The following is a 23392-nucleotide window of genomic DNA, read 5'->3' as shown; positions in this document are numbered from 1 at the left end:
ATTAATCAACTGTAAATCAACAATTTAAACAACTTAATATCAAAATACTATGCATGCATAGTATTTTTTTTATATTTGTAAAAAGCACTTCAATATGCTAGTTATGGAAAAGAAAAATTCAGAAAAAGTCGAAAGTGTTGACTTAATGTTAAAGTCGGCTTGGTTAGCGGTCTCGAAAATGTATTCGGATCAGGCTTCCCTGTATAATTCAACTGCAGTTCAAGCATTGACGTTACTTAAAATTGACCCAAAAGAAGGAACAAGAAGTACGAATCTTGGTCCCAAAATGGCGATTGAGCCTACTTCTTTGACGAGAATCATCAAACTTCTCGAAGACAACGGTTATATCTACAAAGAAAAAACTACGACAGATAAACGAGAAGTCATTATCAAACTGACGGAAAAAGGCGTCAATTCCAGAAATCTTTCAAAAGAAGTTGTAGTTAATTTCAATAAAAAAGTGGTTGAAAGAATTGCTCCAGATAAATTTGAAGTTTTCAAAGAAGTAATGACAGACATCTTAAAAATCGCGAATGAACTAAATCATAAAAAATAAAACATTATCGCAAAGTCGCGAAAGAAATTTCTCACAATATTTAAAAGTCGCAAAAAATAAAATCTTCGATTTTATAGCGTCTTGAAAAAGAAGTAAAATAAAAAATCTGCGCCTTTGCGATAAAATTTAGCTTAAATGAAATCATAAAAATATTATCTAATAATGAACAGAAAAATTAAACACGTTACAGTGCTTGGTTCCGGCGTTATGGGTTCCGGCATCGCCTGCCATTTGGCAGGAAACGGCATTCAGGTTTTGATGTTGGATATGCCTCCGAAAGATTCGGAAAACGCCGACAAAAAAACAAGAAACAGCGTTGCACAAGGTCATCTTAACAACGCTTTGAAAAGTAATCCTTCACCAATCTACGACAAATCTTTCGCTTCCAGAATTACAGTTGGAAATTTCGAAGATGATTTGGATAAAATCAAAAATTCGGATTGGGTTATTGAAGTGATTGTCGAAAGATTGGACATCAAACAATCGATGTTTGAAAAAGTGGACAAACTTCGCAAACCGGGAACTTTGGTAACATCAAACACATCCGGAATTCCGATTCATTTGATGTCAGAAGGAAGGTCAGAAGACTTCCAGAAACATTTCTGTGGAACACACTTTTTTAATCCACCGAGATATTTGAAATTATTTGAAGTGATTCCTGGTCCGAAAACGGATCAATCTGTGATTGATTTCTTTATGTCTTACGGCGAAAAATTCTTGGGGAAAACCACCGTTCTTTGTAAAGATACTCCAGGATTTATCGGAAACAGAATTGGTGTTTATTCCATGGCGAAGATTATGGAATTAACGGAAGAAATCGGTTTAACAATTGAAGAAGCGGATTCTTTGACTGGAGATTTACTGAATCGTCCAAAAACAGGAACTTTCAAATTGGGAGATTTGGTTGGATTGGACACCGCTTTCAATGTAACCAAAGGACTTCAAGCCAATCTTAAAGACGATGAAATGGTTCAGGCTCTTAAAGATTCCAAAACTTTGAATTTCCTTATTGAAAATAAATTCCTTGGCGATAAAGCTAAAAAAGGATTTTATTATAAAGAAAAAGATGCTGGTGGAAATGTGAATCGTTTCGTTCTTAATTATGAAACGCTGGGCTACGAACCAACAAAGCAACCGAAACTTCCTATCGTTGCTTCAGCAAAAGAAGCCGGAAGTTTGAAAAACCGTTTACCGATTTTATTGAAAGACCAATCCAAAGCCGGAGAATTGATTAGAAAACATTTTGCTTCATTGTTCGCTTATGTTTCTCAAAGAGTTCCGGAAATTACGGATGTGTTCTACTCTATCGATGATGCTATGAAGACTGGTTATGCCTGGAAATATGGACCATTCGAAAACTGGGATTTTGTAGGAATCCAAAAAGGAATTGACTTGGTTGAAAGTGAAGGTTACAAAGTGGCCGATTGGGTTAAGGAAATGGTGGCTTCTGGAAACGAATCATTCTACAAGTTGGAAAACGGTAAACAATTATTCTACAATCAGAATACTAAAACTTACGAGCCAATTCCAGGTCAGGATTCTTTCATTATTCTAAATAATATTAGAAAAGAAAAAACGGTTTGGTCTAATTCTGAATCTGCTTTAATTGACCTTGGCGACGGTATTTTGAACTTCGAATTCCGTTCAAAAATGAATTCTCTTGGTGGAGGCGTTTTAGAAGGTCTTAATAAATCCATCGACATTGCTGAGAAAGATTACAGAGGTTTGGTTGTAGGAAATCAGGCTGAGAATTTCTCTGTTGGAGCAAATCTCGCAATGGTAATGATGATGGCGGTTGAACAGGATTGGTACGAACTGAATATGGCGATTGCAATGTTCCAGCAGACTTCTATGAAGTTAAGATATTCATCAATTCCAGTAATCGCTGCTCCGTTCGGAATGACGCTTGGCGGTGGCTGCGAATTCTCTATGCACGCGGATAAAATCGTTGCAGCAGCAGAAACTTACATAGGACTTGTTGAAGTTGGAGTTGGTTTGATTCCAGGAGGTGGTGGAACTAAGGAATTTGCTTTGAGAGCGCTTAAAGGAACGCTTCCTGATGATGTTAAAACCAATCATTTGAGAAATTACTTTATGAATATTGCGACTGCAAAAGTGGCAACTTCTGCTCACGAAGCCAAAGCAATGGGAATTTTGACTGATAAAGATATCATCGTTGTGAACAAAGACAGACAAATTGCAGAAGCAAAACGTCAGGCAATTGTTTTGGATGAATTAGGATATACGCCACCAGTTCCTGAGAAAGTTAAAGTTCTTGGAAACGAAGCAATGGGAATGTTCTACGTTGGAACAGACCAAATGGTTGCAGGTGGTTACGCATCAGAACACGATAGAAAAATTGCGAATAAAATCGGTTATGTAATGACAGGTGGTAATCTTTCTGAACAGACAGAAGTTTCTGAACAATACTTATTGGATTTGGAAAGAGAAGCATTCTTGTCACTTTGTGGAGAAAGAAAAACACTTGAAAGAATTGGTGGAATGTTAAAAACAGGGAAACCGGTAAGAAATTAATCTGTCATTATTAAAATTAAAACAAATATGGAAGCATATATAGTAACAGGATACAGAACAGCAGTTGGTAAAGCGCCGAAAGGTTCTTTGCGTTTTACACGTCCGGATGATATGGCGGCAACTGTAATAGAACGTCTGATGAAAGATGTTCCAAATCTTGACCCAGCTCGCATCGATGACTTAATTGTCGGTTGTGCAATGCCGGAAGCAGAACAAGGACTGAATGTCGCAAGACTGATTTCATTAATGGGATTAGACACCGACAAAGTTCCTGGCGTAACAGTAAACAGATACTGTGCATCAGGTTCAGAATCGATTGCGATTGCCTCTGCAAAAATCAAAGCTGGAATGGCAGAATGCATCATCGCTGGTGGTGCAGAAAGTATGTCTTATATCCCGATGGGTGGTTACAAACCAATTCCGGATACCGATTTAGCAAAATCAAATCCCGATTATTATTGGGGAATGGGATTAACAGCAGAAGCGGTTGCCAACGAGTTCAAAGTAAGTCGCGAAGAGCAGGATCAATTTGCTTATAACTCTCACCAGAAAGCGATAAAAGCGATACAGGAAGGAAAATTTGATAATCAGATTGTTCCGATTGATGTGAAATATAATTTCCTTGATGAAAAGGAAAAGATTCAGACCAAAGAATACGCATTCAAGCAAGATGAAGGTCCGAGAGCTGATACTTCAATCGAGGCCTTGGCAAAACTTCGTCCTGTTTTCGCAGCGAATGGTTCTGTAACGGCAGGTAATTCATCTCAAACTTCTGACGGTGCGGCTTTCACAATGGTAATGTCTGAAAGAATGGTCAAAGAATTAAACTTAACACCAGTGGCGAGACTTCTCTCCTATTCAACTGTCGGAGTTCCGCCAAGAATTATGGGAATCGGACCAATGTATGCCATTCCAAAAGCTTTGGAACAAGCTGGTCTTAAACAATCGGATATCGATTTATTTGAATTGAATGAAGCTTTTGCTTCTCAGTCTGTTGCAATCTTAAGAGAATTGAACATCAATCCTGACATCGTCAACGTAAATGGAGGCGCAATCGCACTTGGTCACCCACTTGGCTGTACAGGAACAAAATTAACTGTTCAACTGCTTGATGAGATGAAACGCAGAAACAGCAAATATGGCGTTGTGACAATGTGCGTTGGAACAGGTCAAGGCGCTGCGAGTGTGTTTGAACTACTTTAATAATTATAGATTTAAAATTATAAATTCTAGATGAAATGAGCTTCAAAGAAGATAATTTGATTCAGAATAAAACATTTGAATTTGCATTGAGTATAATTAAATTTTATACGATTTGTAAATCTCAGAATGAATACATTCTTTAAAAGCAGATTCTTCGTTGCGGAACTTCGATTGGTGCAAATGTAGAAAAAGCAATTGCAGCACAATCAAAGAAAGATTTTATCTCAAAACTTTCTATTGCAAATAAGGAAGCGAGAGAAACAAAATATTGGTTGAAGCTTTATGAATCTTCAAATCTTGTACAGATTGATATTGATTCTTATTTAAAAGAAATTGAAAGCATCATTAATATTCTAACTAAAATCATCAAAACTTCATCTGAAAATTTATAACAGCGAATCTTACATTTAAAATTTATAATCTAAAATTTAAAATCACAAAATAAAAAATTATGTCAACAGAAACTAAAACATTAGATGGCGGCGAATTTCTAATAAAAGAAATCACTGCAAACGAAATATTTTCTATCGAAGAATTGTCCGAAGAACAAAAGATGCTTCGCGATTCTGCAAAGGAATTTATCGATAAAGAAGTCGTTCCAAATAAAGAAAGATTCGAGAAAAAAGATTACGCTTATACGGAAGAAGTTATGCGTAAAATCGGGGAAATGGGATTCTTGGGAATTGCTGTTCCGGAAGCTTTTGGCGGATTAGGAATGGGATTCGTGACTACAATGTTGGCTTGCGATTACCTTTCGGGTTCTACAGGTTCATTGGCAACAGCTTATGGTGCGCATACGGGAATCGGGACACTTCCTATCCTACTTTACGGAACCGAAGAACAAAAGCAAAAATATCTTCCGGACTTGGCGGCTGGAACTAAATTCGGAGCGTATTGCTTGACTGAACCTGATGCAGGTTCTGACGCCAACAGTGGAAAAACGAGAGCTAAACTTTCGGAAGACGGAAAACATTACATCATCAACGGACAGAAAATGTGGATTTCAAATGCTGGATTTGCGGATACTTTCACTTTGTTTGCTAAGATTGATGATGACAAAAACATCACTGGATTCGTCATCAATCGTTCTGAATTAGAAAATCCGGAAAGTCTGACTTTCGGAGAGGAGGAACACAAATTGGGAATCCGTGCGTCTTCTACGCGTCAGGTTTTCTTCAATGATATGAAAATCCCTGTTGAGAACCTTTTAGGCGAAAGAAACAATGGTTTCAAAATCGCGCTTAATGCACTTAACGTTGGCCGTATCAAATTAGCAGCAGCTTGTCTGGATGCACAAAGAAGAATCCTTAATTATTCTTTGAGTTATTCTACGGAAAGAAAACAGTTCGGAGTTTCTATCAATACATTTGGAGCGATTCGTAAGAAGTTGGCGGAAATGGCAACGGGCGCTTTCGTGAGCGAAGCTGGTTCTTACAGAGCGGCAAAAAATGTAGAAGACAAAATCGAAGAATTGGTTGCCGGCGGAATGAACCACGAGCAAGCTGAACTGAAAGGTGTGGAAGAATTCGCAGTTGAATGTTCTATCCTGAAGGTTTTCGTGTCAGATTTAGCACAGCATACAGCGGATGAAGGCATCCAAATCTACGGTGGAATGGGCTTCTCAGAAGATACACCAATGGAATCTGCTTGGAGAGATTCAAGGATTTCCAGAATCTACGAAGGAACCAACGAAATCAACAGACTTTTAGCCGTTGGAATGTTAATCAAACGTGCAATGCAAGGCAAAATCGATTTGTTAACACCTGCGAAAAATGTGGCTAAAGAATTGATGAGCATTCCGTCTTTTGACATTCCTGATTATTCAGAATATATGTCTGAGGAAAAAGAAGTGATTAAGAACTTGAAGAAAGTATTCTTAATGGTTTCTGGTTCTGCACTTCAAAAATATATGATGGACATCGAGAAGCAACAGCATTTGCTATTAAACGCTTCCGAAATCTTGAATCAAATCTATATGGCAGAATCCGCCATCCTGAGAGCTGAGAAACATTTCTCAACAGATTCTGTGGAAGCTGCAATGGCAAGATTGAACCTTTACAAAGCGGTTGAAATCATCACAACCAACGCCAAAGAAGGCATCGTTTCTTTCTCAGAAGGCGATGAGCAAAGAATGATGTTAGCTGGACTAAGACGTTTTACTAAATACGTGAACACACCAAATCCAATTGCATTGACAGAAAAAGTTGCCGCTCATTTTATTGAGAAAGGTTCTTACTAAATAATCAATTTTGATTGAAATAATAAACCCTCTGAATTTTTCGGAGGGTTTTTAGTTTTATTTTATAATATCAAAATGAAAATTAACTCCATAATTACATTCTTCAATCAAATTTGGTTCATAATAATTAATAAACTTCTTAACGGCTATAATTGTTTTATCAAAATTAAATTCGATTACTTTTCTATAGGGAATCTTATATTTTGTATTTGTTATTTCTGCTTCAGGTTTCAGATGGATTAAATCATTTCTTAATTTAATCAAATCTTCTATTTGAGAATACTCATTTTCGAAATTTGTCTTGAAATTTTTATTAAGTATTTGAGGTAATGCAATATTTACTTTATCGTGAATATTTATTATTCCTGTTCTCTGTGTTCCATCCTTTTTCAAAAAAACATAATTATTTTCTTGAATAATTAAATTTACAAATACTTCTATTGATGATTGAAGATTCATTATACAATTGAAAGCAAGTTGAAAAAAATTACCAAATGAATGTATTTGTGATATGCCCTTTTTAGCATCAGAAATTAATATTTTCTTATATTTTCCAATCTGAACATTTGACATAATTGCGTTTGAGAAATAAATAGTAATAGGATTTATTTCAGGCATCATTAATTTTTTTCCATTATGCAAAAAATCAAATCCAAAAATTAAAGAATCTTTAGTGGTTAAAATCAAATCATAATCAGATTCTTCTGCATAATTATTGTTTTTTACATAATCATCCATAACCTTTTTTCCTTTTTCAGAAGGTTTTCTATCTAAAACAGCTTTGACAGAATCAGAATCTAGTTTTATTTGTTTAGAGTATTTTAATCCAATGTGTGACATTTAAAATATTTTAAAATTAATTATATTATATTACCTTCAAAGTCAATCATATAACTTGTCCCAGTAAAATCCTTCAAAACAATATGATTATCATTAAGCTGAAAAGAATCTTCTCCATCCAAAGAAACAAAAATATCCGAACCTCCAAATTGCCAAATAATATTACCGAAACTATCAATTCTTGTAATTTCTAACTCTCCGTGAATAACAAAATCATTTTCAATTTTAAAGATTTTAAAACAAGTTGCCATATCTAATTTCTTAACCCAATTTAATTTTAAGTCTACGATTGAAATAGAAAAAACCGAATCAGAACAACATACGAGAATACTATCCTTATCTAAAATAGAAGAATTTTGATAAATACCAGTTGCTCCTCCTGAACCAATAATTAAGCAATTATTAATTTCTTTATCATTAGAAATCAATTTAATTCCGTGGTTTGAAGTTGGATATTCTTCAGCATCTTCTCCAAAATAAATATTCTCATAAATTTTCAAATTATCATTTGAATTAAGAGAAAATGTTGAGTCATTAAAAATTTCAATAGTAAAGCTGTTATAGAAATATCTTTGCATAAATATTTTAAAATCAAATCTTAATACTCAACTCCAATCGTCCACCAAACCCCAATTCAACAATCTTCTGAAGCGTAGAAATTCTAGTTTCCTTCAGATTATTCTCAATTTTAGAAATATAAGATTTAGTTGTCCCTACTTTTTCAGCCAATTCTTCTTGTGTCATTCCCAATTCCAAACGTGTATCGTGGATGAGAGCTCCAATTTTAAAATTATCATAACCAGCTTCCAGTTCATCACGCTCTTTGGTTCCACGCTTACCAAAATTCTTCTCTTTAAACTCGTCAAGAGTTTTCAGATTTTTATTTGCTGTCTTCATATTCCTTTTTGATTTTTAATGCCATTTCAATTTCTTTCTTCGGTGTTTTCTGAGTTTTCTTTTGAAAGCTGTTTGCAACTATAATCAGTTTTCCTTCGTCAAAAAAACAGAATATTCTAAAAATATCACTCGCAACCTGCACACGTATTTCGTAAAGTCCATCCGTATTTTCCAGATGCTTAAGATAAGTTTCCGGAACTCTTTGCAAATCTTCTATCAACTCAAAAGTCCAAACAATTTTGGTTTTTACTTTTAAAGTTTGTTTTTCGAAGAAATCCTGAAAGTAGTTTTTGAAAAATGTTACTTTTCTGTATTTCATATTTGTGTTTAGAAAACAAAAGTACAAAAGTTTCACTAAAGTGAAACAAAGTAAATAAAATGTTTTAGATTAACAAAACAAACTGCTAAAAATCAAAACAAACTCAATTGTATTCCGTCATTCGGTTTCAGAGGTTTAGCATCACCAAAAACTGTTTTCCCACCAAATCGCCAAGAGTTTTGTCGCTCCTCTTCTATCACTTTTTCAAGATTAAAATCCGGCGTGAAATTCTCTTCGGTTCTCACAGCAATCTCGTGTAGTTTTTTAATCGCAAGATTCTTATCCGTGTTCCCTAGCTTCGATTTCTCAATTCCGGTTTTGAGGATAGAAATCGTTTCGTCATAAGTTTGGGTCGGAACAGGAAACGGATGACCGTCTTTTCCGCCGTGCGCAAAAGAAAAACGCGCAGGGTCTGAAAATCTGGAAGGAGCCCCGTGAATCACCTCACTCGCCAAAGCCAGAGACTGCATCGTTCGTGGACCAACACCTTTTAGCATCAGTAAATCTTCAAAATTCTCAGGTTCATTTTCTCTCGCCAGCCAAAGAATATTGCCTAGCTTTTTCATATCAACATCACTTGCCAAAACTTCGTGATGAGCCGGCAAAATCAACCGTTGGAAATCCTGCATCCACTTCTCAGAATCGGTTTTTGTGATGTCAACTATTCCGTTTCTGTTTTGTTCTGCTTCAGAAGAAGTGAGATTGAGAATATTTCCACGATTAACGCCAGAGATTCCCGTATGAGGCTCATTCACAAAAGAAGTTACATTTTCCGACAGCCAATGATAGCGTCTCGCTGTTCCGTCAGAATCATGCATCCCTTGCTGAACAACCGCCCAATTCCCTTGGTCAGACAAAATAAAATTATGCAGATAAAGCTGATAACCATCTTGGATAGCCGTATTATCAACCTTCGCAGACAACTTACTGCAACGTACTAATTCATCGCCATTCAAACCTGTTGAATCTGCAATTCTCATCAATTCATTAGGTGCATCTTTGGAGAATTTTCCTTTTCCTCCCGCAATATAAATTCCGAGAGATTTAGAATTCGGATTAATGGCTCGTTTCAAAGCGCCCATCACAGAAGTAGTAATTCCTGAAGAATGCCAATCCATTCCCATCACGGCTCCAAAACTCTGAAACCAAAACGGGTCGGCTAATCTTCTCAAAACTTCATCTTTTCCGTAATCTGCAAGAATCACTTCCACAATCGCAAGCCCAAGTCTGGACATACGTTCATAAAGCCAAGGCGGAACCTGACCGTAATGAAGTGGCAAATCTGCAGTTCCGGAACGTTTCATTTTTTATTTTTTTAAACCACAAAAGTCACAAAAGAATGATGTGGAATTTATCTTTTTAAGATTACAAAAGTCAGTAATATCGGTTTATTCGTTCTTTTCAACATTAGAAAAACATCCAAAACTTTTGTAACTTTTGTGGTTAAACTATTTGTCAAAAAAAGCATTCAAATTTTCAAGATTCTTTTTATCGCTTCCAGCAAAAACTTCTTTATCTGTAATGAAAACCGGACGTTTCAAAAAACTGTAATGGTCAAGAATCAACTTCTTAAAATCCTTTTCTTTCAAAGAACTTACATCAATTCCTCTTTCCTTGATTTGCGTCGATTTTTTACTGAAAAGTGCTTCGTAAGATTTCGTTTTTTCATACATCTCTTCCAGTTCAGCTTCTGTTATAGGTTGAGATTTCATTTCTCTCAATTCCCAGTCAGAAAGGTCAAGAGGTGTCATTATTTTCTTGTTGGTTCCACAGGTTTTGAGATAGAATACTTTTTTCATTGTTGTTAAAGTCAAGAGATTTAAAATAGAATTTAAGAAACACAAATTTAGTGCAAATGTCAAATGAATAAAAGGCTATAATCTAAAATTTCTTCCCTATTTTTGATACATAATAAGAATAAAATGGAAAACAAACCAGTCACATTTCAGTTCATTTCTGAACCGACAGACGTTAATTTTGGAGGCAATGTTCACGGAGGAAGCGTGATGAAATGGATAGACCAAGTCGGTTATGCCTGCGCAAGCAATTGGTCGGGAACTTATTGTGTAACGGTTTATGTTGGCGGAATTCGGTTTTATCAGCCTATCAAAATCGGAGAAATTGTCAAGCTGGAATCTCACGTGATTTTCACAGGAAGTACAAGTATGCATATTGCAATTGATGTATTTTCAAGGAATGTAAAAGAGAAACAATTTGAGAAGAAAACGCATTGTATCATTGTTTTTGTAGCGGTTGACGAAAACGGAAAAGCGATGGAAGTCCCAAAATGGATTCCTACAACAGAAAAGGAATTACAATTGGAACAATATGCGAAAAAACTGATGAATCTGAGAAAAGATATCGAAGACGAGATGAAACCTTTTTTATGAGCCTGTTTAAAAATAATTAAAACCACATAGGCACATAGAAAACCTCAAGATTAATTGCAAAAAAGAAAAAATAGAAGTACAATATTTACTATTTTTTTCTCTTTTTTTTCAAAAACTATGTATCTATGTGGTAATAAAATTATTTCTAATACAAATTTAAACAAGCTCTATAAATTTTTCAAAAAAAATAGTTGCAGAATTAAAAATCATTTCTAAATTTGCTCTTATGAAACGACAGTTACATCTGTCAGATAAAAAAATAAATATTCTCAGATGAAATTAATGAACACAAAAAATTGGTGGTGGCTTTCAAACTCTTTGTCGGGTCTGAAAGGATTATCGGTGTTCTAAATTTTGAACTAACTATAACTCAATCATAATAAGACTTTGACAAATTTTGTTGAAGTCTTTTTTATTTTAAGGCTTCGATAAGTTTTAATAAAAATAATTTAAAATTGAAACGATGAGCAACCATCAACCATCAACAATCAACCATCAACCAATCAATATAAAAACCTCTGTTAAATCCCGTTTAGCAGACCTTTACACGCCGATTGGGATTTATCTCCGTCTTCGCGACCAATTTCGTGATACGATTCTTTTGGAAAGTGCAGGAAATCAGAATTCTGAAAATTCGTTTTCTTTCATTTGCGTTAATGCCATTGCCGGAATTGAAATTCGAAATTACAACGAAGCTGAGTTGAAATTCCCCCTAGAAAATCCTCAGAAAATCGATTTGAAAAATGAGAACTTATCTGACTTGATGCAGGAATTTTCCAACTGTTTCAAATGTGAAAAACCAAACCACGAGATTGGAAAACAAGCGCAGGGATTTTTCGGATATACAAGTTATGATGCGATTCCGTTTTTTGAGAATATAAAATTCAAGGAACAATCTGAGGAAAATAAAATTCCGTTGACGCGTTATCGTATTTACCAATATGTGATTGCAATCAATCATCACAACGACGAAATGTTCCTGATTGAAAATAAAATCGATGGTTTGAAATCAGAACTTTCAACATTGGAAAACATCATCAATCAAAAAAACGCACCGGTCTTCCCTTTCGAAATTATATCAGAAGAAACTTCAAATCTAACTGACAACGAATATCTTGAATCAGTTGAATTTGCCAAAAAACATTGTTTCCGTGGTGATGTTTTTCAGTTAGTTTTAAGCAGAAGATTTGAGCAGAAATTTCAAGGTGACGAATTCAATGTTTATCGTGCTTTGCGAAACATCAATCCTTCTCCTTACTTATTTTTCTTCGATTATGGCGATTATAAATTAATGGGCTCAAGTCCGGAAAGTCAGCTGATTATCAAAAATAGAAAAGCTGTAATTCATCCAATTGCAGGCACTTTCAAACGAACCGGAAACATCGAAAAAGATTTGGAATCCGCAGAAGAGCTCAAAAAAGACCCGAAAGAAAATGCGGAACATACGATGTTGGTAGATTTGGCAAGAAACGATTTGAGCATTCACGGGAAAAATACAACGGTTTCAAAACTGAAAGAAATCCATTTTTTCTCCCACGTGATTCATATGGTTTCCGAAGTTGTCACTGACGTCAAAGAAGACCAAAATCCTTACGAAATGATTGCAACTACTTTCCCACAAGGCACTTTGAGTGGCGCTCCAAAATACCGAGCAATGCAACTAATTGACGAACACGAGAAAACTTCCAGAAGTTATTACGCAGGTTGTATTGGCTTTGTAGGCTTCGATGGAAGTTGTAATCAAGCAATTATGATTCGAACTTTCTTGAGTAAAAACAATACTCTTTTCTATCAAGCCGGAGCCGGAATTGTTGCAAAATCTGTTGCAGAAAATGAACTTCAGGAAGTTAATAATAAACTTGGTGCTTTGAAAAAAGCAATCAGCAAAGCTGAAAGAATTGTTAATGGTTAATTATTAATTGTTAATGAAATGAAAGAAAATAATATTATCAAAAAGAAAAGTTTTGAATTTGCTGTTCGGATTGTTAAGCTTTATCAATATTTGGCAAGTGATAAAAAGGAATTTGTATTAAGCAAACAAATTTTGCGAAGCGGAACAAGTGTTGGAGCAATGGTTAGAGAAAGTGAACACGCACAAAGCAAAGCCGATTTCATCCATAAATTATCTATTGCGCAAAAAGAAATTAATGAAACTATATACTGGCTTGAATTGTTCCAAGCCACAAATTATCTTTCATCTCAAGAATTTGAAAGCATAAATGAAAATGCTGTTGAAATTATTAAGCTAATAACAAGCATTATAAAGACAACCAAAAGTAACAATTAACAATTGATAATTAACAATTATGAAAATATTAGTCTTCGATAATTATGACAGTTTTACATACAATCTTGTTCAAATCATCGAGCAAATTGTAGGTGAAAAAGTAGATGTTTACAGAAATGACCAAATCCCTTTGGAAGACATTGAAAAATACGATAAAATCATTCTTTCTCCAGGTCCGGGAATTCCGGAAGAAGCTGGAATTTTGCTAGACGTGATTAAAAAATATGCGCCTACTAAATCTATTTTCGGAGTTTGTCTCGGTCAACAAGCGATTGCAGAAGCTTTTGGTGGAAGTTTGATTAACCTTTCAGAAATCTATCACGGTGTTGCGACTGAAGCTACTCAAACCAAAGAACACAAAATCTTCAACAATTTACCCGAAAATTTGGAAGTTGGACGTTATCATTCTTGGGCTGTAAATCCTGATGATTTCCCTGCTGAATTAGAAATCACAAGCATTGACAAAAACGGAATGATTATGAGTTTGAAACACAAAATATACGATGTTCACGCTGTCCAATATCATCCTGAAAGTATCTTGACACCTGATGGAAAACAGATTTTAGAAAATTTTTTAAAGCCGGAAGCTGGAGGTCAGAAGACCGAAGAATAAAATTTAACGAAAAAAACTTCTGACTTCAGACCTCTGACTTCGGACTAATATTATGAAACAAATCCTACAATATCTTTTCAATCATCAGACTTTGACAAAAGCCGAAGCCAAAGCGATTCTGATTGAAATTTCACAAAATAAATTCAACGAAAGCGAAGTCATTTCTTTCATCACCGTTTTCCTAATGAGAACAATTACTTTGGAAGAACTCGAAGGTTTCCGTGAAGCATTACTGCAATTGGCGAAACCTGTTGATTTGGGAACCAAAGATTTGGTTGATATCGTTGGAACTGGTGGTGACGGAAAAAACACCTTTAATATTTCTACTTTAGCGAGTTTTATTGTTGCAGGAACCGGACAAAAAGTAGCCAAGCAAGGCAATTACGGCGCATCTTCTATTTCAGGTTCATCCAATGTTTTGGAAGAATTGGGCTATCAATTCAAAGATAATTCTGAGGATTTGAAAGCCGATTTAGAGAAAGGAAACATCTGTTTTCTTCACGCACCGCTGTTTCATCCCGCTTTGAAGTCGGTTGCGCCACTCAGAAAACAACTTGGTCTGAAAACTTTTTTCAACATTCTTGGGCCTTTGGTGAATCCTGTTCGTCCGGATTTCACAATGATTGGTGTTGCAAATCTTGAAATTGCGCGCGTTTATCAATATCTTTTGCAAAAACAAAAAAGCGAATTTATGATTGTTCACGCTTTGGATGGTTATGACGAAATTTCCTTAACTGGTGACACAAAAATCATCAGCAAAACCGGAGAAAAAATCTATTCCGCAGAAGATTTAAAATTTAAAAATGTATCTCCGGAAAGTATTTTTGGAGGTGAAAGTAAAGAAGATGCAGCGAAATTATTTATCAAAATTTTGGAAGGAAACGGAACTGAAGAGCAAAACGCAGTCGTTTTGGCGAATGCTTCAATCGCATTGCAAAATACCGGAAAATTTGGAGATTATGAAGATTGTTTGTCTTTGGCGATACAAAGTCTGGGAGGCGGAAAGGCATTGAAATCACTTCGCTCAATTATTAATGATTAATTGTTAATGATTAGCTGAACAATATTATTTAACAATTAATAATTTACAACTGATAATTATTATAAATGAACATCTTAGATAAAATAATAAAACAAAAAAAACAGGAAGTTTCGGAAGCAAAATCAAAATTTCCTATTGAACAAGTGAAAGATTCTGAGTTTTTCGGAAGACCAACTTTTTCACTGAAAGAAACTTTAAAATCCAAATCCGGAATTATTACCGAATTCAAAAGACAATCGCCGAGCAAAGGCATTATCAATGACAAAGTTTCGCCATTAGAAGTTGTTTCTCAATATGAAAAATTCGGAGCAAGTGCGGTTTCTATTTTGACGGATAAAGATTTTTTCGGTGGAAGTTTTGATGATATTTTGAGTGTCAGAAATCATATTAACATTCCGATTTTGAGGAAAGATTTTATGATTGATGAATATCAATTTTACGAAGCAAAATCAATTGGAGCAGATGTTATTTTGTTGATTGCTGCAAATCTTTCAGCAACTCAAGTTTCAGAATTTACAGAATTGGCGCATTCATTAAATCTCGAAGTTTTATTGGAAATCCATTCAGAAGAAGAACTAAAACACATTAATAAAAACGTTGATTTTGTAGGCATCAACAATCGAAATTTGAAAGATTTTAAAGTGGATTTGCAACATTCTGTTGATTTGAAAAACCTTCTACCAAATGATATTTTCTCCATTGCAGAAAGCGGAATTTACAACGAAGAAGATTTCAAATTCCTTAAAGAAAAGGGATTTGATGGATTTTTGATGGGCGAATATTTTATGAAGAATGACAATCCTGGAAATAAATTCGGAGAATTCATTTCTAATGTATCAATTTAGTAAAGATGGAAAGTCAGTTTCAAGTTAAAGTCTGCGGATTAACAAAGCTCAATCAGATTAAAGAATTAATTGATTTGAAAGTTGATTTTCTGGGATTTATCTTTTATGAAAAATCTCCGAGATATGTTTTGAATCATTTGAGTTTGGAGCAAATTTCAGAAATCAATCATCAAGCAAAAGTTGGTGTTTTTGTGAATGAAGATTTAGAAAAAATTATAGAAATTTCGGGACAAGCCGACTTAAATTTCATTCAGCTTCACGGTAATGAAACCGAAGAATTTATTTCAGAATTAAGACAAAAACTGAATCTAAAAATTGGAATTATTAAAGTTATTAGAATAGGAAATCTGACAGAAAATTTAGAATCTAAAATTCTTAATTTAAAATCTAAAATTGATTATCTCCTATTCGACACCGATTCCAAAGCTTTCGGCGGAACAGGAAAAACGTTTGATTGGAATTTTCTGAATGAAATAAAAATCCCGATTCCTTATTTTTTAAGTGGCGGAATTTCATTGGAAAATATCCATCAACTGTCAACAATTAATCATCAACCATTTGCGCTGGACATCAATTCGAAATTTGAAATTGAGCCTGGCAATAAAGACATTAATAAAATAAAAGAATTCATCAAATTATACAATGTAAAAAGTATAATGTAAATGCCATTTAAACATTTTTAAAATACTTTTTACTTTTTACATCTTACATTAACACAAAAATTATGAACTACCAAAACCCAGATAAAAACGGTTATTACGGAATTTTCGGAGGCGCTTTTGTTCCCGAAATGCTTTATCCGAACGTTGCCGAATTACAGGAAAAATACATTCAAATCATCGAATCAGAGGAATTCCAAACAGAATTTCAGGATTTGTTGAAGAATTATGTTGGGCGTGCTACTCCACTCTATTTCGCAAAAAATCTGAGCGAAAAATACCAGACTCAGATTTATCTGAAAAGAGAAGATTTGAATCACACCGGAGCGCACAAAATCAACAACGCTTTAGGACAAGCTTTGCTCGCAAAAAAATTAGGAAAACATAGAATCATTGCAGAAACCGGAGCCGGACAACACGGCGTTGCAACAGCTACAGCTTGCGCCTTGTTAGGTTTGGAATGCATTGTTTATATGGGCGAAATCGATATCCAGAGACAAGCGCCAAACGTTGCAAGAATGAAAATGTTGGGCGCAACTGTTATTCCTGCGACATCAGGTTCCAAAACCTTGAAAGACGCTGTGAATGAGGCTTTGAGAGATTGGATTAATAATCCTTCTACAACACATTACATTATTGGAAGCGTGGTTGGTCCACATCCTTTTCCGGATTTGGTTGCTAGATTTCAGAGTATTATTTCAAAAGAAATCAAAGAACAACTGAACGAAAAAATCGGAAGAGAAAATCCTGATTATGTAATTGCCTGCGTTGGTGGCGGAAGCAATGCGGCAGGAACTTTTTATCATTTTGTGAATGAAGAAAACGTGAAAATCATTGCAGCGGAAGCAGGAGGTTTTGGCATTGATTCTGGTAAATCTGCAGCGACTACTTTTCTCGGAACTTTAGGAATTCTGCATGGAAGTCAAAGTCTCGTGATGCAAACGGAAGACGGACAAGTCGTTGAACCGCATTCAATTTCGGCAGGTTTAGATTATCCCGGGATTGGACCGATGCACGCTAATCTTTTCGATCAAAAAAGAGCAGAATTTTTCAGTGTTAATGATGATGAAGCTTTGAAATCTGCTTTTGAACTGACAAAAATTGAAGGTATTATTCCAGCTTTGGAAAGTGCGCACGCCTTGTCAGTTTTGGATAAGAAGATATTTGAGAAAGATGATGTTGTGGTGATTTGTCTTTCTGGTCGTGGCGATAAGGATATGGAAACGTATTTGCGAAAGCTGGATGATGGAAGTCAGATGACGGAAGTTTAATAGTTTTTAAATTTTTCGCAAATCAATTAATTATTTTACTTAAAATTAAATTTATGAACGATTATAACACCAAGCTTCCCGCTTCCAACTCCCAACAAAAGAAACTAAACATATACTTCACAGCAGGAATTCCATCTTTGGAAGACACCGGAAAAATAGCAAAATTGATTCAAGAATCGGGAGCAGATATGATGGAAATTGGGATTCCTTACTCTGACCCTGTCGCAGATGGGCCAGTGATTCAGGATGCGCATTCTCTAGCTTTGAAAAACGGAATGTCTATCAAAAAACTATTCGAGCAGTTGGCGGAAATCAGAGATTCTGTGACGATTCCAAAAATATTAATGGGTTATCTGAATCCTGTACTTCAATTTGGATTTGAAAATTTTTGTCAGAAATGTGCCGAAGTTGGTGTTTCAGGATTGATTATTCCTGATTTGCCACCAGTAGCATTTGAAAATCAATATGGCGAAATCTTGAAAAAATACAACCTGAATTTCACTTTTCTTGTAACACCAGAAACTTCGGAAGAGCGCATCAAATATCTCGATTCATTGAGTTCAGGATTTCTATATGCCGTAAGTTCTTCCTCTACAACCGGAAACAAAAATGCCGTTTTGAAGAACGAAAATTATCTCAATACGCTGGCTTCATTGGATTTGAAAAATCCAGTTTTCATCGGTTTTGGAATCAAGGATAAATCTGACTTTGAGAATGTGACTGAGAAAGCACAAGGCGGAATTATCGGAACAGCTTTTGTGAAAATTCTTCTCGATAATGAGGATTGGGAAGCGAAAGGAAGAGAATTTATCAAACAAATTAAGTAAATATTCTCGCAGACTAGATTAGTCAAATTAATTTAGCTGAATGTGCGAGAAATAAATTCAGATAAAAAAAGAGTTTCAAAAATCTGAAACTCTTTTTTATTCTTAATCTCTTTCAAAAATCGTAGAAAACGCCGATGTGACCAGCGACAGCAAGATGCTGAAAAGCAATGCCCACCAGAAGCCATCCACCTGCATACTTCCCATAACGTAAGCCGCAAGCAAAATGATCAAGGCGTTAATAACAAAGGAAAACAATCCAAGTGTGAGAATTGTAATCGGCAATGATAAAATTGAAAGAATCGGTTTCACAATCACGTTCAAAAGACCTAAAACAATGGCGAAAATAATAGTTGCGCCAAAGCTGTCAAAATGCACACCTGAAAGAATTTTGCTGAGCAAAAATGCTGAAATCGCAGTAATCAGCAATCGGATAATAAAATTCATAGTTTAAGGTTTTATTGATTATTATTCTCTATTTCAAAAACCAGACCTAATTCTTATTTTTCTGATAAACTTTCACTTCTTTATATTGTAATCCCTTGTCATTTTTGAATTTATCAGGAATTAAAATACCGGAAAGATGATCTATCTCGTGTTGTAAAATCACTGCCGTAAAACCTTCCACCATCTCGTCGTGTCTCTTGTTATCCAAATCAAAATATTCCAGTCGGATGCTGTAGCTTCTGTAAAATGTCTCTCGGAACTTATCTATAGAAAGGTCGCCTTCCGGACCTTTGCTTAGGAGTTCGGAACGCCAAATGATTTTTGGATTGATGAAATATTCTACAGGATAATCCATTTTATCAAATCGCTGCACCAATATCACATTTCTATTAATCCCCACTTGTGGCGCAGCAATTCCAACACCGCCTTCCGTAGCTGCCAGAGCAAGCCTCATCCTTTCGATAAGAACTGGAAGTGTTTTGTCTTTAGGCGAGATTTCCTGTGACTGAGCCAGTAAAATCCTGTACTGCTTTTCGTTTTTGGTTTGGTAAATAGGCAAAGCTGTTTTGGTATCTCCTGCCAGAATCAAAGCTTTTTCATCTTTGGTAAATTTCTGAGAAAATCCATTAACACTTACGATAAGCATCAACGTAAAAGTAAAATTCCGCATCGTTTATTTTTTTGTCAAAGTTAAATATTTTGGGCACCTAATCCGCCTTCCGCTCCCAATCTTTTTTGCAGAAATCTTGGTCATCAATAGAGATTAAGCATAAGCAAAAAAGGATTTCCGCTCAACTCGGGGTGCGCTTCGCAGAGTTGAAACAGATTATTTCTAATAAAAATCTCAACATAATAGATATTATTTCTAAGCAAAAAAATGCCCTTCGCCAAAACCTATGACTATGAGGTTTGCAGAGTTCACTAACAACAACTTGATGTTTTCATAAAAAGGACACTTTAGTGAAAAGGTCTTAATGTTTTAGTAAAACATAAGGACGTTTTTGAGAGTCAATCAAATTAAACAAAAACGTTCCTCCGGAAAAACCCTAGAGGAACGCAAATAATAGAGAGAAAAATGTAACAACTATAACTCAAATTAATATTGAGATTCTTAACTCTTAATTTATAACTTCATTCTTGCTTCTATTAAAAATCCAGAAGATAATAGGGAAAATCAATAGCGTTAGAACGGTTGCGGTTATCAATCCGCCAATAATGACAATCGCCAAAGGTTTCTGAGATTCGGAACCGATTCCTGTAGACAATGCTGCTGGCATCAATCCTATACAAGCGATGATTGCAGTCATCACTACAGGTCTTGTTCTGATCTTCACACCTTCTATAATAGCATTATCTATCGATAATCCACTTCTTACATTATGATGAAATTCTGAAATCAAGATAACACCATTCTGTATACAAATCCCCATCAATGCAATCATCCCAACGCCTGCTGAAATACAAAAGTTAACACCTGTGATGTGAAGAGCTATAATGGCTCCAATTAATGCAAATGGCACGTTCATCAATATTAGTAAAGAATCTTTCATATTACCAAATAATACGAATAGTAAAAAGAAAATACTTAGTAAACATATTGGAACAACTTGGGTTAACCGATGCGTTGCTCTCTGTTGGTTTTCGAACTGGCCAGTCCATCCAATACTATATCCATCGGGTAATTTGATCTTCTCCACTTTTTTCTGAGCATCTGCAATGGTACCTCCTAAATCTCTATCACGAACCGAGAATTTGACTCCTATATAACGTTTGATGTTATCTCTATAGATGAAAGCGGCTCCGTTTGCTTTTTCGATAGTACTTATTTCTTTCAAAGGTATTTTTGTACCGTCTTGAGTGGGCACCATCAGTGAAGCTATGTCATTTTCATTTTTTCTATAATCTTGAGCATATCGGAGACGAATTGGAAATTTTCTTTCACCATCAAACATTTCTGACGCTGTTTTTCCTCCAAAAGCCATTTCCAAAACCGATTGTGCATCTTCTGGCATTACACCATAAGCCGCCATTTTGTCCCTATCCAAAACCACACTGATTTCTGGTTGGCCAATATTTTTGATAATCCCTGGTTCTTTTACACCATCTACATCTTTTACAGCACTTAGAACTTCATCTGCCAGTCTATCCAATGTATTGAGGTTGTCTCCATATATTTTGATTCCATTTTCTGCTTTGAAACCCGCAACGGCTTCTGCAACATTGTCGGAAATTGGCTGGGAATAATTAAAAGTAACTCCTTGATAGTTTTTCAGTTTTGCATCGATTTCTTCTATTAATTTTTCATAAGTGATTTTCCGTTTCCACTCATCACGAGGTTTCAAATTAACGGCATATTGCACAAATCCAAATCCATTCGGGTCGGTTCCATCATTACTTCTACCCGTCTGTGCTAGAACTCCTGTCACTTCAGGGAAACTCATAATGTCTTTTTTAATGATATCAGCTGTTTTTAATGATTCTTCCAGAGAAGTACTCATTGGCATTTCTGCTGTTATCCAAAGCGAACCTTCATTGAGCTGGGGAAGAAATTCTGTTCCCAAAAATTTTGCAGAGAACAAAGTTGCCGCCAAAATAACAATAGAAACAAGAAGGCTTATTTTTTTATTTCTAAAAGTAAAATGAAGACCTTTTAAAACCGTTCTGTCCCAAAAATTTACGAATATATTATTCTTTTCTTTGACATTTTTATTAAGTAAAACGTGTACAAGAACCGGGACTAATGTTAAAGTAAAAATTAGGGCTCCTAGCAATGCAAAACCTAAGGTATAGGCTAATGGAGAGAACATTTTACCTTCTACTTTTTGGAATGTAAAAATTGGAATTAGAGAGGTAATGATAATAAGGTTTGAGAAAAATAGAGATTTCCCCAATCCTGTTCCTGTTTGTCTGATCCAACCTCCTTTTGACATTTTGTTGAAACGTTGCATCCCGAACTCTTCGCCTTTATGATTGAGCATAACAAACAATCCCTCGACCATAACAACAGCAGCGTCTATAATAACGCCAAAATCTATAGCTCCTAAAGAAAGTAAGTTGGCGCCCATACCAGATAATCTGAGACACAAAAATGCAAACATCAATGATAATGGGATGATGAGAGAAACAATCAATGTGGTGCGCCAATCTGCCATAAAAATCCAAACGATAACCATAACAAGTATAATCCCTTCGATTAGATTATGCATGATGGTACTGGTTGTAAAATCCATTAGATCTTGACGATCATAGAAGGTTTTCATTTTGATATCCTTAGGAAGAATTTGGGTATTCAGTTCTTCTACTTTTGCTTTAACCGCTTTGATTACTTCTTGGGCATTTTCGCCTTTTCGCATTACCACGATTCCTTCAACCGTATCAGCTTCATTATCTAAGGAAGCCTGACCAACGCGAGGCATAGAACCTTCGTGAACATCGGCAACATATTTTACCAATATCGGGTTTCCTCCGTCGCTGTGAACTGTTATGTTTTCTATATCCGAAATCGATTTTACCAAACCAATTCCACGAACCACATAAGCTTGTCCGCTTTTCTCGATAACATCACCACCTACATTCAAATTACTTTTGGTAACCGCTTCATAAACTTGTAAAGGAGTTAGGTTATATTTGTCTAATTTTCTAGGATCAATACTTAATTCGAATGTTTTATCTTGACCTCCGAATACGTTAACATCTGCAACGCCAGGCACTCCTCTTAAAGCTCTATCCACTACCCAATTCTGAATTGTCAATAGATCTCTAGAGTTTCTTTTTTTGCTTTCTAATGTATAGCGGTAAATCTCTCCAGTTGGTCCGTAAGGAGGTTGAACTTCTGGGTCGATTCCTTCTGGTAAACTAACGGTTCGCAATTGATTGTTTACCATATTTCGAGCGAAAATGTCATCCACACCATCTTCGAATAAAATTTTGACAATGGAAAGTCCAAACATTGTGGTACTTCGGACACTGGTCTTCTTCTGAACCGGACTCATTGCCAGTTCTATTGGTGTGGTAACGAATCGTTCTACTTCTTCTGCACTTCGTCCGTTCCATTGGGTGATGATGACGATTTGGGTATTGGTCACATCAGGAAATGCTTCAATCGGCATATTCTTGAAACTGATGAATCCTGCAACCGCCAAAATAGCTACCCAAATGAATGTGAAAGCTTTATTTTTAAGTGAAAATCCTATGATGCTTTTGATGAATTTGTTCATACTTTTTATTTTATATTGAAATTGCAACTGCATTTTATCGCCAAGTCCGCAAAGATTTTTTTTACAAACTATATGTTTTTAAGGCTCACAAAGTCCGCCAAAGGCGGATTATAAAAGTTCTGTTGTAAGACTTTGTTTCTTACAGAGAATTGCAAATGCGTGCGGGCGGAGGGCATTGTTGGAGCTCCTCGCCGAAGGCGAGAGCGAC

At 35.5% G+C, this 23392-nt stretch carries 23 protein-coding genes; 14 read left to right on the top strand and 9 right to left on the bottom strand.

Going from position 1 to position 23392, the window contains the following annotated elements; translation table 11 throughout:
* Positions 1-103 precede the first annotated feature (103 nt).
* The 5 genes from EGH73_RS01860 to EGH73_RS01840 all read left to right on the top strand — a co-directional run bounded on the left by EGH73_RS01860 (position 104) and on the right by EGH73_RS01840 (position 6533).
* Positions 104-556, top strand: coding sequence for a MarR family winged helix-turn-helix transcriptional regulator (locus tag EGH73_RS01860; protein WP_123280414.1), 453 nt, complete (start codon positions 104-106; stop codon positions 554-556).
* Between the two features lie 162 nt (positions 557-718).
* Positions 719-3091, top strand: a complete 2373-nt coding sequence (locus EGH73_RS01855) for a 3-hydroxyacyl-CoA dehydrogenase/enoyl-CoA hydratase family protein (RefSeq protein WP_123280413.1) — start codon at positions 719-721, stop codon at positions 3089-3091.
* A gap of 27 nt (positions 3092-3118) precedes the next feature.
* The gene (locus EGH73_RS01850) at positions 3119-4294 is read left to right on the top strand and encodes an acetyl-CoA C-acyltransferase (RefSeq protein WP_394338730.1); all 1176 of its coding nucleotides are present in this window, start codon (positions 3119-3121) and stop codon (positions 4292-4294) included.
* A gap of 149 nt (positions 4295-4443) precedes the next feature.
* Positions 4444-4686: a four helix bundle protein gene (locus tag EGH73_RS01845; RefSeq protein ID WP_311316265.1), complete on the top strand. Its 243-nt coding sequence runs from the start codon at positions 4444-4446 to the stop codon at positions 4684-4686.
* Between the two features lie 59 nt (positions 4687-4745).
* Positions 4746-6533 carry an acyl-CoA dehydrogenase family protein gene (locus EGH73_RS01840; protein WP_123280411.1) on the top strand — a complete coding sequence of 596 codons (1788 nt, stop codon included), beginning with the start codon at positions 4746-4748 and terminating at the stop codon, positions 6531-6533.
* Between the two features lie 57 nt (positions 6534-6590).
* Here the strand turns inward: EGH73_RS01840 and EGH73_RS01835 are convergent, their stop codons facing one another.
* The 6 genes from EGH73_RS01835 to EGH73_RS01810 all read right to left on the bottom strand — a co-directional run bounded on the left by EGH73_RS01835 (position 6591) and on the right by EGH73_RS01810 (position 10388).
* Complete coding sequence (locus EGH73_RS01835) at positions 6591-7373, bottom strand: hypothetical protein (protein WP_123280410.1); 783 nt, start codon at positions 7371-7373, stop codon at positions 6591-6593.
* Between the two features lie 20 nt (positions 7374-7393).
* The gene (locus EGH73_RS01830; RefSeq protein ID WP_123280409.1) at positions 7394-7951 is read right to left on the bottom strand and encodes a hypothetical protein; all 558 of its coding nucleotides are present in this window, start codon (positions 7949-7951) and stop codon (positions 7394-7396) included.
* A 13-nt stretch (positions 7952-7964) separates the two neighbouring features.
* Positions 7965-8270 carry a helix-turn-helix domain-containing protein gene (locus EGH73_RS01825; protein WP_123280408.1) on the bottom strand — a complete coding sequence of 102 codons (306 nt, stop codon included), beginning with the start codon at positions 8268-8270 and terminating at the stop codon, positions 7965-7967.
* Entirely contained in the window at positions 8254-8589 is a 336-nt protein-coding gene (locus EGH73_RS01820) for a type II toxin-antitoxin system RelE/ParE family toxin (protein WP_123280407.1), read from the bottom strand. The genes EGH73_RS01825 and EGH73_RS01820 overlap by 17 nt, the downstream gene beginning before the upstream one ends.
* 92 nt (positions 8590-8681) lie before the next feature.
* A complete protein-coding gene (locus tag EGH73_RS01815; protein WP_123280406.1) occupies positions 8682-9893 on the bottom strand; it encodes a DUF763 domain-containing protein in 1212 nt (403 codons plus the stop codon).
* A 144-nt stretch (positions 9894-10037) separates the two neighbouring features.
* Positions 10038-10388 carry an arsenate reductase family protein gene (locus EGH73_RS01810; RefSeq protein ID WP_123280405.1) on the bottom strand — a complete coding sequence of 117 codons (351 nt, stop codon included), beginning with the start codon at positions 10386-10388 and terminating at the stop codon, positions 10038-10040.
* Between the two features lie 123 nt (positions 10389-10511).
* Here EGH73_RS01810 and EGH73_RS01805 point away from each other — a divergent pair, with 123 nt between their 5' ends.
* The 9 genes from EGH73_RS01805 to trpA all read left to right on the top strand — a co-directional run bounded on the left by EGH73_RS01805 (position 10512) and on the right by trpA (position 18523).
* Positions 10512-10979 (top strand): acyl-CoA thioesterase, encoded by a 468-nt coding sequence (locus EGH73_RS01805; RefSeq protein ID WP_089769095.1) that lies wholly within the window; start codon positions 10512-10514, stop codon positions 10977-10979.
* Between the two features lie 463 nt (positions 10980-11442).
* Positions 11443-12891, top strand: a complete 1449-nt coding sequence (locus EGH73_RS01800; protein WP_123280404.1) for an anthranilate synthase component I family protein — start codon at positions 11443-11445, stop codon at positions 12889-12891.
* A gap of 18 nt (positions 12892-12909) precedes the next feature.
* Entirely contained in the window at positions 12910-13266 is a 357-nt protein-coding gene (locus EGH73_RS01795; RefSeq protein WP_123280403.1) for a four helix bundle protein, read from the top strand.
* Positions 13267-13285: 19 nt separating this feature from the next.
* The gene (locus tag EGH73_RS01790) at positions 13286-13879 is read left to right on the top strand and encodes an anthranilate synthase component II (protein ID WP_123280402.1); all 594 of its coding nucleotides are present in this window, start codon (positions 13286-13288) and stop codon (positions 13877-13879) included.
* 52 nt (positions 13880-13931) lie between these two features.
* Complete coding sequence (gene trpD / locus EGH73_RS01785; protein ID WP_123280401.1) at positions 13932-14921, top strand: anthranilate phosphoribosyltransferase; 990 nt, start codon at positions 13932-13934, stop codon at positions 14919-14921.
* A 65-nt stretch (positions 14922-14986) separates the two neighbouring features.
* Positions 14987-15766, top strand: coding sequence for an indole-3-glycerol phosphate synthase TrpC (trpC, locus tag EGH73_RS01780; protein WP_123280400.1), 780 nt, complete (start codon positions 14987-14989; stop codon positions 15764-15766).
* A gap of 5 nt (positions 15767-15771) precedes the next feature.
* Entirely contained in the window at positions 15772-16428 is a 657-nt protein-coding gene (locus tag EGH73_RS01775) for a phosphoribosylanthranilate isomerase (RefSeq protein ID WP_123280399.1), read from the top strand.
* Positions 16429-16490: 62 nt separating this feature from the next.
* On the top strand, positions 16491-17696 hold the full coding sequence (gene trpB, locus EGH73_RS01770; protein WP_123280398.1) for a tryptophan synthase subunit beta: 1206 nt from the start codon (positions 16491-16493) through the stop codon (positions 17694-17696).
* Positions 17697-17749: 53 nt separating this feature from the next.
* Positions 17750-18523, top strand: a complete 774-nt coding sequence (trpA, locus tag EGH73_RS01765; RefSeq protein WP_123280397.1) for a tryptophan synthase subunit alpha — start codon at positions 17750-17752, stop codon at positions 18521-18523.
* Between the two features lie 102 nt (positions 18524-18625).
* Here the strand turns inward: trpA and EGH73_RS01760 are convergent, their stop codons facing one another.
* The 3 genes from EGH73_RS01760 to EGH73_RS01750 all read right to left on the bottom strand — a co-directional run bounded on the left by EGH73_RS01760 (position 18626) and on the right by EGH73_RS01750 (position 23184).
* On the bottom strand, positions 18626-18967 hold the full coding sequence (locus EGH73_RS01760; RefSeq protein ID WP_123280396.1) for a phage holin family protein: 342 nt from the start codon (positions 18965-18967) through the stop codon (positions 18626-18628).
* A 46-nt stretch (positions 18968-19013) separates the two neighbouring features.
* Positions 19014-19637 carry a peptide deformylase gene (locus EGH73_RS01755; protein ID WP_123280395.1) on the bottom strand — a complete coding sequence of 208 codons (624 nt, stop codon included), beginning with the start codon at positions 19635-19637 and terminating at the stop codon, positions 19014-19016.
* A gap of 448 nt (positions 19638-20085) precedes the next feature.
* A complete protein-coding gene (locus tag EGH73_RS01750) occupies positions 20086-23184 on the bottom strand; it encodes an efflux RND transporter permease subunit (RefSeq protein WP_123280450.1) in 3099 nt (1032 codons plus the stop codon).
* Between the last annotated feature and the right edge of the window lie 208 nt (positions 23185-23392).

Source organism: Epilithonimonas hominis (assembly GCF_003730015.1).
Lineage (GTDB): Bacteria > Bacteroidota > Bacteroidia > Flavobacteriales > Weeksellaceae > Epilithonimonas > Epilithonimonas hominis.
Note: the sequence above shows the minus strand (reverse complement) of the source record. Positions and strands in the feature narration are given on the sequence as shown.